Origin of the sequence: Actinokineospora diospyrosa, assembly GCF_024171925.1 — a bacterium.
GTDB lineage: Bacteria > Actinomycetota > Actinomycetes > Mycobacteriales > Pseudonocardiaceae > Actinokineospora > Actinokineospora diospyrosa.
In genome coordinates this window covers 43756-58399 of record NZ_JAMTCO010000002.1, presented here as the reverse complement: position 1 = coordinate 58399, position 14644 = coordinate 43756, and the positions used below count along the sequence as shown (strand labels likewise).

The following is a 14644-nucleotide window of genomic DNA, read 5'->3' as shown; positions in this document are numbered from 1 at the left end:
CAACGGGCAGGCGGATGAGGCCGTCGCACAGCCGAGTGCACTTCACACGGCCCGGGTTTGCCCGGCGCGACCGGTTGGTAGCCGTGCGTGGAGGAGGTCCACCATGTCCACCGCACACCACTACCCGCACAGCTCTTCCCGCGACGCGACCACGGTGCTCCAGCCGGTCCGCGCGGCCGCCGTCCTCGTCGCGAGCGGGTTCCTGCTGGTCGGCGTGCTCGGGTTCGTCCCGGGCGTGACCAGCCACCTCGACGAGCTCACCTTCGCGGGCCACCACGGCGGCGCGCTGCTGCTGGGCACCTTCGCGGTGTCGGTCCTGCACAACCTGGTCCACCTGGCCTTCGGCGCCGCGGGGCTGGTCATGGCCCGCCGCGACGGCGGAGCGCGCGAGTTCCTGGTGGTCGGTGGGCTCGTCTACCTGGCGCTGTGGGCCTACGGGATGCTCATCGACCACGACGGCGCGGCGAACTTCATCCCGATCAACAACGCCGACAACTGGCTGCACCTGGGCCTGGGCGCGGCGATGGTCCTGCTCGGCATGGTCTTCGGCGTTCGCGTGCGCCGCACCCCAGTGCGCCTGGACTGAGCCAAACCCGTTGTCCTGCGGGAATTCTGCCCGCGCGGGCAGAGTTCCCGCCGGGGACCGCTGTGCCCTGTCCGCCCGATGATCACCGCGGCTACCTTGGCGGCACCTCGAGGAAAGGACGCCCCGGTGCGCTTGCCCGCCAAGAAGCAGTTGCCCGCCGCCCTCACCCTGGCCGCCATCACCCTCCTCGGCACGTTCGCCGCCACGGCCACCGCCACCTCGACCGGCGCGGCCGCGCCCGCGCTGCCCGCCAGCTCGCCCTACCCCACTTCTTCCTGGTACTCCTCGTCCGGGACGTGGTCGTCCACCTACCCGACCTGGTCGTCGACGACCGACCCGACCTGGCCCACCTGGCCGTCGAGCAGCTCGACCTGGCCCACGTGGTCGTCGTCCAGTTCCGGCAGCGCCAGCCCGACCCGCACCACCACACCGAGCACGACGACCCCGTCAACAACAACCACGCCCAGCCCCAGCACGTCCAGACCCGTCAGCACCTCGCCCACCTGGTCCACCCCGTCGGAGAACATCCCGCCACCGCAGCCAGGGGAGGACTACGCCCGCGGCGGCACCGCCATCTCCTCCTAGTCCGACGGGACCACCGACAACGTCAAGGACGGCCGCACCGACACGTACTGGTCACCCGGGTACGGCCGCAAGACAACCGACAACCCGGAGTGGGTTTACGTCCGCTGGTTGCACTACCGCGAGATCACCCGGGTCGTCGTGCACACCTCGGCGGGCGCCCCGCTGCGCGACTTCGACATCCAGGTGCTCAACCAGTCCGAGAAGTGGTGGGACACGGTCCGCACCGTCGACTACGCCACCACGACCACCTTCACCGTGACCTTCCCACCACGCGTCGCCCGCGGGGTGCGCGTCGTGGCCAAGGTCGGTCCGTCCGACCAACCCGACCAGGTGCGGGTGGCCGAGATCCAGGCTTTCGCCCGCTAGGCGCTGCCCTGCAGGTCTGGTGCGTGGGATCGGTGATCCGCGTGGCTCCTGGGCGCACGGGCGGGAAGCCGCACGTATCGGGTTGTACTTGGGCTTTCCGCCCGCGCGGCCAGGAGCCGCGCGGGCGCGGATAGCGCCTAGAGCCGTCCCTCGACGCGGTCGGCCACCGCGTGCAGGTAAGGGCCGCGCAGGTGGTGGGCGCGCGCGTTGGCCGAGTCGCTCCCGTGCCGCGCCAACATCTCCGCCAAGCGGCCGCGCAGGGTGACCGGGCCGCCCTCGGGATCGGTGGTCTGGTCGGCGTAGGCGAGCGCGTCGGAGACCGGGCTGTCCTCGTGCGGGTAGGCCGACATCAGGTGCCCGAGGCCCTGCGCTTGGGCGGTGAAGCGGGCGCCGGAGTGGTGGGCCACCAACGCGACCAGTCTGCTCGGCCACCCCAGGGCGGACAGGTGGCGGGCGCCGTCGACCGGGTGGAAGCCGGTGTCGCGGGCCGCGTACCCGATGTCGTGCAGCCACGCGGCGGCGACGAGGAGGTCGCGGTCCGCGGCGCGCACGGTGCTCGCGACCCGCTCGGCGCGGTGGGCGACGCCGATGGTGTGGTGCCAACGGGTTCCCAGCGGGGCCAGCAGGGTCGCCGCGAGGTCGACCGCCGAGACGAGCAGGGCCGTGTCGGGCACTGCTCCAGGTTGCCCAGCCCACCGGGCCGGACGGCGGCATGATCGTTAACTCCGGTGGCCGCCGCCGTGAACGGTTGGCCACACCGGCTCCGCCCCCGACCGCGGGAAGCCACAGGCGCCAACTCCGCTCACCGCGGCGGACTTGTTGTGTGTGGCACCGGTTGCGGCGACATCCTCACCGCCGGGGTGCGGACCGATCCACCCGTCGTTCCCCCGCCGCGTCGCTCACCCTCGGCGGTGGCGCGGTGGGGCTAGCCGGAACCGTGAAGCGCACGCGCGTCCCACCACCCCGCGCGGCCTCCACCCAGATCCGCCCACCGTGGCGCTCCACGATCCGGCGGCACGTGCTGAGCCCGATCCCCGTCCCCTGGTAGTCCGCACCGGCGTCCGCCCGCTGGAACAACGCGAACACCCGTTCCCGAGCATCCGCCGGGATGCCGATCCCGTTGTCGCTGGTGGTGATCGTCACCGCGCCATCAGTCCACTCGGCAGCGACGTGCACCCGCGGGGTGACCCCTGCGGCGACGTACTTCACAGCGTTGCCAAGCAGGTTCGCCATCACCTGACGCAGCAGCGTCGGGTGACCGGGAACCGCGGGCAAGCGATCACGCGTGATCTCCACCCGCGCGCTACCGGCGCTCAGCTCGGCGGCGAGGTCGTCCACGATCCCGTCGAGGTCCACCTCGCGCAGGCCGAGCGACTCGTGCGAGGAGCGCGCGTGGGCGAGCAGGTCGTCGATCATGATCGTCATCCGGTTGGCGGCGCTGGAGATGGCCGTGAGGGCCTTGCGCTCGCCGGGGCCGCGGTCGGCGATCAGGTCCGACACCACCTCGGTGTAAGCGGTGATGGCGGTGAGCGGGGACTTCAGGTCGTGCGCGACCATGGCCGTGAACCGGTCCAGCTCGTCGTTGGCGGCGGCCAGTTCGCTGTTGGCCAGGGCGACGCGCTCGCGGGCGGCCTCGCGCTCGGTGACGTCGCGCAGGAAGGCGTGGAAGCGGCGTTCGCCGCGCCAGGTGAACGAGGCCAGGCTCAGCTCCACCAGCAGACCGCTGCCGTCGCGGCGGCGGGCGGGGACCTGGACCAGACCGTCGGTCAGGCTGGGGACGCCGGTCAGGGCGCGGGCGGCGAGGCTTTCGTTGTGCGACTGGGCCAGGCGCGCCGGGATGATGAGTTCGTCGAGGCGGCGGCCGGTGGCCTGCTCGGCGGTCCAGCCGAACATGGCCTCGGCGGCCGGGTTCCACGCGGTGACCGCGCCCTGGGCGTCGGCGACGATGAAGGCGTCCGGGGCGGTGTCGAGGATCGTGGCCAGCAGCCGCTCGCGGTCGGCGAGTTCCTGGCGCTGGGCGCGCTCGACGGTCACGTCGCTCATGGAGACCACGGCGCCAAGCGGGGTGCCGTCGGCGCGCTTGAGGGCGCGGCCGGTGCACACCACGCGGACCGGCTCGCGGCCGTGCGGGGCGATGACGATCTCGACGTCGGCGACCGAGCCGTCGCTCAGCGCGCGGCGCAGCGGGACGTCCTCGGGGGCGAGCGGGGTGACGCCGTCGGCGGCGTAGAGGCTGTAGCGGTGCGACCAGTCGGCCGGGTCCAGCTCGGGGTCGGGGTCCAGGCCGTGCCAGTCGCGGGAGGCGCGGTTGAACAGGGTGAGCCTGCCGTGCTCGTCGCACGCCACGATGGCGACGTCGATGGTCTCGTGGACCGCGCTGGTCAGCTCCTGGCGGGCCTCGAGGTCGCGCGCGTAGTCCTCGGCGAGCGAGCGGGCCGACTCGGCCTCGGCGGCCAGAGCGGTGGTGACCCTGGCGTGCTTGCGCCGCTCGAACAGGCCGAGCACGACCCGGGCGAGGTCCTGCAGCGCCGCGATCTGCGCGTCGGTGAAGTCCCTGGTCTCGGTGTCGAACGCGCACAGCGTGCCGAGCACGTGGCCCTCGCGGGTGATCAGCGGCACCGAGGCGTAGCCGCGGACCTTGGCGAGTGCGCCGGTGACCCAGGGGTTGTCGGCGAAGCGGTCGTCGAGGCTGGCGTCGGGCACGTGCACGGGCACGCCGGTGGTGACGACGGTCTCGCACATCGAGTCGGCGCGCGCGGAGTCGACGCCGTCGAAGCCGACGGTGGTCAGCTGGCACTGGCGGTGCTCGTCGAGCAGGTTCAGCGTCGCGGTCGGCACCCCGGCCACGTGGGCGGCCACCCGCACCACGGCCGACAGCTCGTCGTCAGCGGGCGCGTCGAGCACGCCGTACCCGTGCAACGCCGCCAACCGCGCGATCTCGCTCACCGCCTGCCCTCCCCGATCACGGTCCCCAGTGGGATTCCTGCTCACCTGTCATCGACCGGGACCCACCCCGACATGAACGTAATGAGCGCCACCGGATCGTGTGCCCCGGGCAACTGGAACACAACCGACAACGACCCGAACCCCACCGCAGCGGCGATATCCGGACCCGCGCACCGGTTGTGTGCCCGGCCGCTCACCCAGCGTCCACAACGACTTCGCACCGGCACAGCTGGCGCATCAGCACAGCGGCGGGAGTCGCGGTCATCCCGCAGGAGGACGCCGGGCAACGCGGCGCGTCGACAGGATCGTCCTATGTGGAGGAAATGGACCCTCGCGGTCCCGGTCGCCCTCGTCGGCGCGGTGCTCACCGCCGCCCCGGCCGCGGCGACCGGGGGGATCGCGTGGCAGGAATGCGCGGCCGCCGAGTGCGGCGAGGTACGGGTACCGCTGGACTGGTCGCGTCCGGGCGGGGAGAAGATCACGCTGGCGGTGAGCCGGTTGCGGGCGACCGACCCGGCCAGGCGGATCGGGGTGCTGCTGATCAACCCGGGTGGGCCGGGCGGCCCGGGGCGGGCGCTGGTGCGCGACCACGGGGCCGAGTTGTTCCCCGCCGACCTGCGGGCGCGCTTCGACATCATCGGCCTCGACCCGCGCGGTGTCGGCGAGAGCAGGCCCGCGATCGCCTGCCCGGTGCCGCCGAACGACCCGGCGGTGACGCAGTTCCCGAGCACCCGCGCGGAGTACGACCGCTTGATCGGCTACAACCGCCGGGTCGCCGCGGGCTGCCGGGCGGCGACCGGGCCGCTCATCGATCACGTCGACACGGTCAGCGCGGCCCGCGACATCGATGTCGTGCGCTCGGCCCTGGGTGAGCAGAAGATCAGTTGGCTGGGGCTGTCGTACGGGTCGCTGCTGGGCGCGACCTACGCCGGGATGTACCCGAACCGGGTGCGCGCCGCGGTGCTCGACGGCGCGTTGGACCACACGATCGGCAGCCGCAGGCTGGCCGTCGACGAGGCCAGGGCGACCGAGGACGTGTTCGGCGCGTTCGCGCGGTGGTGCGCGGCGGAAACCTCGTGCGCCCTGCACGGCCGGGACGTGCGGGCGGAGTACAGCGCGTTGCTCGACAGCGGGGTCGGCGGGTTGACCCCGGAGCAGATCGGTTACTCCGCCTACGGCCTGCTCAGCCTCACCGACTACTGGCCGGACCTGGCGACCGCGATCCGCGACCGCGCGGGGTTCGAAGAGGGCGGCAGCGCGCCCGCGTACCGGGTGATCGCCTGCCACGACTTCCCCAGCGACATCCGCTCGTTCGCCGACATGTCGGCGCGCGTGGCGGAGGTGCGCCGGGTGGCGCCGACCACCCGCGGCCACGTCGAGGGCTGGGACGTGCAGGCGGGCTGCCTGGGCTGGCCCATCCCGGCGAAGAACCCGTGGGGTCCGACGCCGGTGCGCGGCGCGCCGCCGATCCTGGTGGTCAGCGGTGAGCACGACCCGGCGACCCCGCACTCCTGGGGGATCGGCCTCGCCTGCCAGATCTCGGGTTCCCGGCTGCTGACCTGGACGGGGGTGGGGCACACCGCGTACTTCAACGACACCGCGACCAGGCAGCGGGAGATCGACTACCTGCTGCGGCCGTGAGCTGATCCCTCGCTCGCTCCCACCCGGGGCGAGCGAGGGTTACGGCCGCTCCCCCAACGCCCAGCGGACCGCGTCCCCCAACTCCCGCACGACCGGCACGGCAAGACCTTCGGCACGGGTTTGACTGACTAGAGCGCCGCGAGTCGGGTGATAGAGCACGCAGGGAACGTCGCAAGCCTGGGCAGCGCGAATGTCGTCATCGCTATCCCCCACGATGAGCACGTCCTCAACGCCAACGGCGTCGAGATGCCTGCGCAGGTGGGGTTCTTTGCGTTGCAGCTCATCGGAACGCATGCCGTCCACTCGGTCGAAGAAGTGGGCGATCGCGTGGAACTGCGGTAAGGCAACCAGACGCTCATGCGGGTACATCGACAACAGTGACTGAGTCCTACCGGCGTCGCGCCACGCTGCTAGCGCCGCGATGGTGTGGGCGTGCAGCCTGGCCTGTTCGAGCAAGTCGGCGTAAGAGCGTTGAAAGTGCGCATTGAGGTCGAGTTGTTGTTGCGCTGTAAGAGCCTTGCCCGCCAAGCGTTCATAGAAGTCCGAGATGGGGCGGGTGAAGTTCTCCCGGTACCCGGTGACAGTGACTTCGGGCAGGCCGGTGCGGGAGAACGCCTCGATGGTGGCCCGCACCAAGGCGTCGCCGTCGTCGAAGAGGGTTCCGTTCCAGTCCCACACTATGTGGTCGATCCGCACGCGCGGCCCCCTTCCTCAGCCCCGGTCTGCGATCATGGTCGGGTGCGGCGAGCGCAGAACAGGGCCACGGCGGCCAACGTGCGCGGCTACTCGGGTGACGAGGTCGCGGGCTACCTGCGCGACCCCTACCACCGGCTGCGGCTGCGGCACGCGCTGGACATGCTCACCGAACACCTGCCCGCAGGCGCCGTGGTGGCCGACCTCGGCGCGGGTGGTGGCGAGGTAGGCGACCTGCTCGGGCGGCGCGGCCTGCGCCCCGTCGCTTGCGACGTGGTCGCCGAGGCGTGCCGGGCGGCGCTGCGGGCCGGTGTCGCGGCCGTGCGCCTGGACGTCGGGGCGCTGCTGCCGGTGCGGACCGGCTCGCTCGACGGCGTCCTCGCCGGGGAGATCATCGAGCACGTCTACGACCCGGCGCTGCTGCTGGCCGAGTGCCACCGGGTGCTGCGGCCGGGCGGGATCCTGGTGCTGACCACGCCCAACCTCGCGCCCGCGCAGGACCGGCTGCGGTTCCTGCTCGGTCAGGCGCCCCGGCAGGTCGACCCGTTCCACGAGTACCTGCACCTGCACATCCGCCCGTTCACCTACCCGCTGCTGGCCACCGGCCTGCGCGCGGCCGGGTTCGCGCCGTCGCCGCCGCGGTCCAACCACGTCGTCTGGCGGACCCGGCGCCGCGAGTTCCGCTCGCGCTGGGCCGCCCGCCGCTGGCCCACCCTCGGCGGCTCCCTCGTCGTCGCCGGGGTCCGGCTGGCGTGACCGGCTCAGAACGGCTCCTCCAGCGGCACCGCGCGCGCCTCGCGCAGCACCCCGTCGAGCTCGCCGACCTCGAAGCGGCACAGCCCGACCGCGTGCCAGAACTCGCCGGCCTGCGCTCCCTCCACTTTGTACCGGCCCTCCGGGGTCACCGCGGCCCACGCCTCGGGTAGCCCGATCATCGTCAACCGCAACCGGCGCTCGGCCACGTCCCACAGCCGGGTCGTGCCGTCGGCGGCGCCGCTGGCCAGCGTGCGGCCGTCCGGGCTGAACGCCAGCGACAGCACCCGCCGGGTGTGCCCGCTCAGCCGGGCCAGCACGGTCCCGGTCGCGGTGTCCCACAGGTAGATCACCGCGTCGTCGCCCGCGACGGCCAGCACCCGGCCGTCCTGGCTGAACGCCCCGGCCCACAGCCTGCCGCGCTGGGCGGTGAACACCCGGACCAGCGCGTGGTCGGCGACCCGCCACAGCACCGCGGTGCCGTCGTTGCTGACGCTGGCCAGCACCTGCCCGTCGGCGCTGAACCGGACGTCGTAGACCCGGTCGGTGTGCCCCTCCAGGGTGGCCAGGCAGGCGCCGGTCTCGCGGTCGAACAGCCGGACCTTCGAGTCGTCGCAGCCGGTGGCCACCAGCGAGCCGTCCGGGCTGAAGACGATCGAGCGGACCCGGCCGCGGTGCTCGAGCAGGACCAGCACCTCGCGCCCGGTCGCCTGCCACCACAGCCGGACCGTGTCGTCGTCGTTGGCGGTGGCCAGCACCTCGCCGTCCGGGGAGAACGCGCTGGCCCAGACGTACTCGGTCTCGACGTCGACCTCCTGGCCCGCGTGCCAGGTGCTCAGCTGCCACAGGTGCATGCCGCCGTCGTTGCTCGCGGTGGCCAGCAACGGCTTCACCGGGTTGAACACCGCACCGGTGAGCTGGTCGCCGCGGCCGGTGAGGACCTGGAGCCTGCGGCCGGTGACCGGGTCCCAGACCCGCACCACGCCGTCGTTGCCCGCCGCGGCGAGCAGGTCGCCCGCCGGGTTGAAGTGCACCTGGGTGACCCGGCGGCCGTGGCCGTGCACCTCGAACCGCTGCCTGCCGCTGACCGGGTCCCAGAGCCGGACCGTGCCGTCGCGGCCGGTCGTGGCCAGCTGCGCGGAGTCGGCGCGGAAGGCCAGCGGCCACACCGCGCCCCGGTGCGCGGCGAGCTCGTAGGTCTCCTGGCCGGTCGTGGTGTCCCACACGCGCACGGTGCCGTCGCTGTCGCCGCTGGCGAGCGTGCGACCGTCGGGGCTGAACGCGAGGTGGTAGACGTTGGTGGCGTGCCGGTGCTGCAAGACCTCCGAGGTAGGCCTACCGGTCGGGGGGATCTTCCAGAGCCGCACCGCGCCGGAGATGTCACCTGTCGCCAGGACGTCGAGTTCCGGGTGGAAGGTGGCCGCGTAGACGTGCCCGGTGTGTCCTTCGAGCCGGTGGGCCTCGGTGCCGGAGTCGACGTCCAGCAGCCGCAGGTGCGCGTGCTGGCCGCCGACCACGAGCAACCGCCCGTCCGGGCTGAAGTCCAGGGTGTAGACCGCCGCGCCGGGGCTGGCGAACCTATGCCGCTCGGTACCCGTCGCCAAGTCCCACAACCGCACCACACCGGACTCGTCCGCGGTGGCCAGCAGCGTGCCGCCCGGGTGGAAGGCGACCGCCCAAACCCGCTCGACGTGCCCGCCGAGCCGGTGCAGCTGCTCACCACCGGGCACCGAGCGCACGATGACCTCACCCGCGCCGTCGCCGTAAGCGACCACCGCGCCGTCCGGGGAGATCCGCAGCGGCCACACCGGCGCCGTGTGCCCGGCGCCGTCGGCGATCACCACGCCGGGCTCGCCGGTCGCCGGGTCCCAGAACCGGACGGTGCCGTCCGCGGCGACGGTGATCAGCGCGCTGTCCGGCGGGCCGAAGTCGACCGCGTACACCCGGTCCAGGTGGCCGTTGAGGGTGCGCAGCGGCAGGCCCTTCTCGGTGTCGCACAGCAGCACACCGCCGTCACCGCTGCCGACCGCGAGCAGCGAGCCGTCGGGGCTGTAGGCCAGCGGGCGGGGCAGCCGCCCGTCCTCGAAGCCGAACTGGACGCCGACCCCGGCGGGCCGCAGCCCGGTCAGCACCGGCTGCCCCGGCGTGATCGCGGCGGCCCGCAGTTCCCTGGCCGCGCGCAGCGCCGGGTCGGCGACCACGTTGATCAACGCGGCCCTGGTCCAGGTGCTGCCGGTGACCAGCACGCCGCGCAGGTCGGTCTCGGCGAGCCGGGCGCCGGTGAGGTCGGCCCCGGACAGGTCGGCGTCGCGCAGCACGGCCCGGTCCAGGCGGGCCCGGCGCAACCGGGCACCGCGCAGCGTCGCCCTGGCCAGCTTGGTGCCGATGAGCAGCGCATCGGTCAGGTCGGCGCCGGTGAGGTCCACCCCGGACAGGTCGCGGTGCGACAGGTCCTCCCCGCGCAGCACCGCCTCGCGCATGTCGGTCTTGGCCGGGGTGCGCAGCCGCTTGCTGATCTTGAGGGCGTTGGCGTCGGTGACCGGGTCGCCACCCGGGCGCGCCGCCCACTCGCGCAGCCGCCCCGGATCGCCGAGGTCGCACAGGAAGTCCACGGTGAGCTGGGAGAGCTTGCGGCGGCCGAGCAGGGCGGGCCTGCCGTCGCCGAGGCCGAGCTGGCGGGCGATCTCCTTGGCGACCAGCCACTCCATCACCGAGGCGTGGATGAACCCGAACAGGTCGTCGTCGGTGCGCACCAGCAGGCTGCCCGCGCCCACGGCGTGCGTGGCCTGCGGCGGCGACAGCGGCGTGTCGGCCAACCCGGCCAGCGCCTCGGCCACCTCGGCGACGTCGTCGAGGCGCAGCAGCACGTCGTTGGACTCCCACACCCGCAGCGCCAACGTGGTGACGGCGAAGCGCAGCTCGTCGATGGTGAGCCCCGCCTGCGCGCCGGGCGGGTGCGCGCGGCGGTGCTCGTGGGCGAGCCAGGAGGTGAGGATCTCCTCGTAGAGACCCGCGGCGCTGATGGTGTCGCGGGCGGCGACAGCGGCGAGCCGCTCCGGGTCCAGGCCCGCGACGAAGCTGAGCATCCGCGGGTTGCGCGACAGGCCGCCGAGGTCGTCGACCCGGCCGATCAGCTCGACCCGCTCCCGGGCGGCCTGCTCGTCGGCGCCGTAGCGGTTGAGCAGGTAGGCGTCGATCTGGCGCTGGCTGAAGTCCTCCAGCAGCAGGATGCGCCGCTGGGCCAGCGCGCCGACCAGCGCGCCGAGCGCGGTGCGGACCTGGGCGTCGTTCTGGAAGTGCTGGGTGCGGCTGGTGACCACGACCTTCGCCCGGCCCTCGGCCGCCGAGAGCAGGGTGGTGAGGTGGTCGGCGGCGCGGTCGTAGCTGACCCGGCTGGCCAGCTCGTCGAACCCGTCGAACAGCAGCACGACCCGGCCCTCGCGCAGCAGGTAGCGGAAGGCGCGCAGGTCGATGCGGGACTCGCCGTGGTTGGCCAGGTGCGCGGCGACCAGCCCGTCCACGCTGTGCGCCTTGTCCAGCGCGTGCAGCTCGATGAGGATCGGGGTGACCCCGGGCAGCCTGCTCGGCAGGGTCATCGCCAGGGTGCGCATGGCGAAGGTCTTGCCCCGGCCGAAGTCGCCCATCAGCAGCACGAACCGGCCCTCGTCGGCGGAGAGCAGCTCCAGCAGCTCCTCGACGACGTCCTCGCGCACGGCCGCGTCCGAGGCCGCCGTGCCCGCCGTCTCGCGGAAGCGCTGCGGCACGTAGAGCTCCGGCGGGTACACCCGGTCCTTGGCCAGCCGCTCGGTCTGCGCCGCGACGTACCCGCGCAGGTCGAGTAGCCCCTGGAACTCGGTGAAGCTGCGCACCCGGACCCCGTCGCGCAGCGCGTCGGACCGCAGCGTCAGGCCGGGGGTCGGTCCCTGGTAGACCAGCTCGGAGATCAGCTCCTCGGCGTTGCGCCTGCGGACCCTGGCCAGCGCGGCGACCTCGGCGGCGGTGGGTTCGCCGATGTGCGCGGCGATCAGGAACTGCGGCACCACGTCGCCGTCGGGGTAGCTGACCCGCAGCACCGGCGGGCGGCCGGGGAGCCTGCGGACCGCGGCGCGGGGGTGGCGGACCTCGATGACCTCGGTGATCCGGCGCAGCAACTGGTCGACCGGGTACTCGTCGTCGGTCGAGCGCGCGGGCGGCTCGCGGAACTGCGGACCGGCGCTGGACGGGGCGGTGAACGCCTGACCCGCCTCGCGCCAGGGCCGCTCGGTGTGGCCGACGCGGCGGGGGGTGTCGTCGAGCGACCAGCTCTGCGCGCCGTCACCGGTGAGGTGCAGCAACCGGGGACCCCCGCGCGGGGGGATCACGGCGAGACCGCCGGGTCCCGGCTCGATCTCGGCGGTTCCGGAACCCTCGCCGGTGAGCAGCAGGTTGAGGTGGTCGCCGAGGACGGCGTCGAACGCCTCGGCGTCGTCGAGGGCCGCGGCGCCCCTGGCCGACGGGGTGTGGCCGACCACGCCGATCCGCAGGTAACCGGCCTGTTCGTAGGCGGCGAGGGCGGTGGAGAACCAGGCGAGCTGCTCGGCGCCGAGGTGGCCGGGCTGCCCCGGGGTCAGGTGGGTGTGCACGACGGTCGAGTTGAGCGCGGCGACGGCCACGCGCAGGTCCGGGAGCTCGATGAGCGACCAGGGCTGGTTCGCGTCGAACACCGTGCCGCTCGGGTGGATCTCGCGGTGCAGGCGCTCGAAGTGCAGCCACTTGCTGAAGTACGGCGGTTCCGGGTCGATGCTCTCCGCGCGGCACTGCGCGAAATAGGCCTCGCAGGCGGGGCCGGTGATGTCGCCGCCGCCGGGCACGATCACCAGCCTGCCCGCGTCGATCCCCAGCAGGGACCGCAACCCGGTGAGGAAACCGCGGGCCTGCTCGAACTGTTCGCGGGTACCGGAGTCGGTGAGGCTGCCGCTGACGATGACCAGTTCCGGTGCAGGCAGTCCTGCCTCGCCGAGATGGGTCAACCGCGCGTCCAAAGTGGCCAGTCGATCGACCGGGTTCTCCCCGCCCGCGCCGAACCTGGGACCGGGGATGAACAGGACACCGAGTTCGTGGCGCGGACCGGCGGTGGGGGCCGTGGGCGGGAAGGTCGCCTTGGCGTGCTCGCGGCGCGGCGCGGGGATGCTCTCCCGCGGCGGTTCCGGTTGCGGGGCGGCCGTTCCGGGGTACCGCGGGTTGGCGCCGGGCTTGGCGCGGCCGGTCAGGGCGTGCTCGATGTTGCCGAGCAGCCGCGCCCTGGCCGACTCCGGGTCGTCGATGCCGACGAGGTCGACGAAGGTGATCGGGGCGAGCAGCCCGTCCGGGAAGATGTTCTCCACCCGCACCGGCAGCAGCAGTTTGGTGTCGGGGTGGTCGTGCGCGGCCTGCAACGCGGCCATCCACTCGAGCCTGCCGTACTGCGAGCGCATGTAGTCGTGCGAGAGCACGGCGATGAGCGCGCTGGACTCGCGGATTCCCCGGTCGATGAAGTCCAGGAAGTGCGTGCCGGGCACGAAGTCCCAGGCCTGGATCATCACCGAGTACCCGGCCGCCTCCAACTCGTGCGCGATCCAGGTCGCCCAGTCGTCGTCGGCCAGCGAGTAGCTGATGAAGAAGTCCACCGAGCCGGAGCGGGGCGGGCGGGGGCCGCGGACCGACGCGCGTGGGTTGGGCAACTGGGGCAAGGGTGAAGTGGATACAGCGGGCGGGACGGGCAGTGCGGAGAGAACGGGTGGGGACGGGCGGGTGGACCGGGCCAGCTGGGTCGGTTCGGGGGCCAGTTCGGTGACGGCCACGCCGAGGGCGACCGCGAGCACCGAGACCTCGCCGGGGGTGGCGCCCCGGGTGCCCGCCTCGATGGCGGTGATGGCCGCGCCGTCCAGGCCGTCCGCGCCGAGCCGGGCGCACTCGGTGGCCAGCCGGGCCACCGGCCACCCCTGCCGCCTGCGCGCCTCGGCGAGGCGTTGGGCCACATCCGACTCCACGGGGCTCACCCGGGCCTCCCATCATCCGACCCGCGCCGCGCGGGCACTGTCAGGAGTGCACTGTCCAGCGGACACGTCGGTCGTGTCGGACGCGTCGGACACGACCGGCGCGACGGACACAGCAGTCCGCTGAGCAGCGGGCGAAGAGGGGCCGCCCTGTCTGGCTATTCTCCGCGTGTCTGGCGCGAGGAATGGCTGTTGAGCCTACCGGTCGCATTTCCGCTATCGGATCCCCCGATCGGGGTCCCCGAAAAAGGTGCGGCCCCGAAAAAGGTGGTGCAGGTGCCGTAGCGGCTCATCCCGTAAACGGCGAGGCCGGGCAGGACACCGCTGAACTCGGCGGCGGGTGGCAGGTCGGAGAGGTCGATGCGGAACCCGGGGTCGACCGGCCAGGCGAGGGTGACGTGCGGGTTGAACCGGTCGGTCGCGCCGCCGTCCCACTGCTCGGTGATCTCGTCGAAGCCGAACCGGGTCAGTTGGGCGCGCCGGGCCGGGTCCTGCCGGGGGTCACCGATGAGCCCGGCGACGCTCTCGCCCGCGGGGTCGGTGTCGCGCAACCGGCCGCGCCGCAAGGGTTCGACGGCGTCGACGACCGCGCGCTGCAGCGAGATCCACTCGGCCGTCTTGCGGAAGTACACCTCCGGGGCGCCGACCGGGTTGTGCCGGTAGTACTCGCCCTCGGCGGTCAGGGCGGGCAGCCGGGCGGCCAGGTCGCGGGTGGCGGCCACGACCGCGTCGACCTCGGCCCGCTCGACCGCGAGCATGAACAGCGACACGTGCGGCGCGCACGGGCCTGCCTGGTCGAACGGGTCACCGAGGCGGAACCAGGACGGGCTGCCACCCGCCCGCATCCGCTCGGTGAGCCGGTCGCTCAGCGCCAGCGCGGTGTCGTCGAGGTGCCGTGGCAGGACCGCCACGATGTCGACCGTCTCCATCGGCGGAACTCCTCGGATCGGGAATCGCCCGGTACCCGCGGGGGCAGGCTTGCGGGGGTCAGGTTAGACCCAGGTTCGGATGCGCGACAGCCGTTCCGGATAAGTCGAATTCGCCGGTTTTCCCTCTAGTT

9 protein-coding genes and 1 pseudogene are annotated in these 14644 nt (G+C 73.1%); 5 read left to right on the top strand and 5 right to left on the bottom strand.

From position 1 onward, the window contains the following. Nucleotides 1-103: 103 nt before the first annotated feature. The 3 genes and pseudogenes from LV75_RS02930 to LV75_RS02920 all read left to right on the top strand — a co-directional run. Nucleotides 104-586 carry a DUF4383 domain-containing protein gene (locus LV75_RS02930; protein ID WP_253885054.1) on the top strand — a complete coding sequence of 161 codons (483 nt, stop codon included), beginning with the start codon at nucleotides 104-106 and terminating at the stop codon, nucleotides 584-586. A gap of 126 nt (nucleotides 587-712) precedes the next feature. Beyond that, the gene (locus LV75_RS02925) at nucleotides 713-1171 is read left to right on the top strand and encodes a hypothetical protein (RefSeq protein ID WP_253885053.1); all 459 of its coding nucleotides are present in this window, start codon (nucleotides 713-715) and stop codon (nucleotides 1169-1171) included. A 21-nt stretch (nucleotides 1172-1192) separates the two neighbouring features. Continuing rightward, a pseudogene (locus LV75_RS02920) lies at nucleotides 1193-1537 on the top strand (galactose-binding domain-containing protein); the annotation flags it as partial. Nucleotides 1538-1674: 137 nt separating this feature from the next. Here the strand turns inward: LV75_RS02920 and LV75_RS02915 are convergent. Then, complete coding sequence (locus LV75_RS02915) at nucleotides 1675-2211, bottom strand: HDIG domain-containing metalloprotein (protein ID WP_253885052.1); 537 nt, start codon at nucleotides 2209-2211, stop codon at nucleotides 1675-1677. Between the two features lie 175 nt (nucleotides 2212-2386). Then, a complete protein-coding gene (locus tag LV75_RS02910) occupies nucleotides 2387-4483 on the bottom strand; it encodes an ATP-binding protein (RefSeq protein ID WP_253885051.1) in 2097 nt (698 codons plus the stop codon). Between the two features lie 312 nt (nucleotides 4484-4795). On the opposite strand from LV75_RS02910, the gene LV75_RS02905 reads away from it, so the two are divergent. Then, nucleotides 4796-6124, top strand: coding sequence for an alpha/beta hydrolase (locus LV75_RS02905; RefSeq protein ID WP_253885050.1), 1329 nt, complete (start codon nucleotides 4796-4798; stop codon nucleotides 6122-6124). A 39-nt stretch (nucleotides 6125-6163) separates the two neighbouring features. Here LV75_RS02905 and LV75_RS02900 read toward each other — a convergent pair whose 3' ends face one another. Further along, nucleotides 6164-6820 (bottom strand): HAD family hydrolase, encoded by a 657-nt coding sequence (locus tag LV75_RS02900; RefSeq protein ID WP_253885049.1) that lies wholly within the window; start codon nucleotides 6818-6820, stop codon nucleotides 6164-6166. A 42-nt stretch (nucleotides 6821-6862) separates the two neighbouring features. Between LV75_RS02900 and LV75_RS02895 the strand changes: the two genes are divergently transcribed. After that, nucleotides 6863-7573: a class I SAM-dependent methyltransferase gene (locus LV75_RS02895; protein WP_253885048.1), complete on the top strand. Its 711-nt coding sequence runs from the start codon at nucleotides 6863-6865 to the stop codon at nucleotides 7571-7573. A gap of 5 nt (nucleotides 7574-7578) precedes the next feature. On the opposite strand, the gene LV75_RS02890 is transcribed toward LV75_RS02895, so the two are convergent. Together LV75_RS02890 and LV75_RS02885 are read right to left on the bottom strand one after the other, a co-directional pair. Next, nucleotides 7579-13587 carry a WD40 domain-containing protein gene (locus LV75_RS02890; RefSeq protein ID WP_253885047.1) on the bottom strand — a complete coding sequence of 2003 codons (6009 nt, stop codon included), beginning with the start codon at nucleotides 13585-13587 and terminating at the stop codon, nucleotides 7579-7581. A 155-nt stretch (nucleotides 13588-13742) separates the two neighbouring features. Next, on the bottom strand, nucleotides 13743-14513 hold the full coding sequence (locus tag LV75_RS02885) for a hypothetical protein (RefSeq protein WP_253885046.1): 771 nt from the start codon (nucleotides 14511-14513) through the stop codon (nucleotides 13743-13745). Nucleotides 14514-14644 lie beyond the last annotated feature (131 nt).

Bases quoted from the DNA above. Each gene is read 5' to 3' on its own strand.
- LV75_RS02885 (WP_253885046.1), bottom strand. From the start codon at position 14,513: ATGGAGACGGTCGACATCGTGGCGGTCCTGCCACGGCACCTCGACGAC.
- LV75_RS02930 (WP_253885054.1), top strand. From the start codon at position 104: ATGTCCACCGCACACCACTACCCGCACAGCTCTTCCCGCGACGCGACC.
- LV75_RS02905 (WP_253885050.1), top strand. From the start codon at position 4,796: ATGTGGAGGAAATGGACCCTCGCGGTCCCGGTCGCCCTCGTCGGCGCG.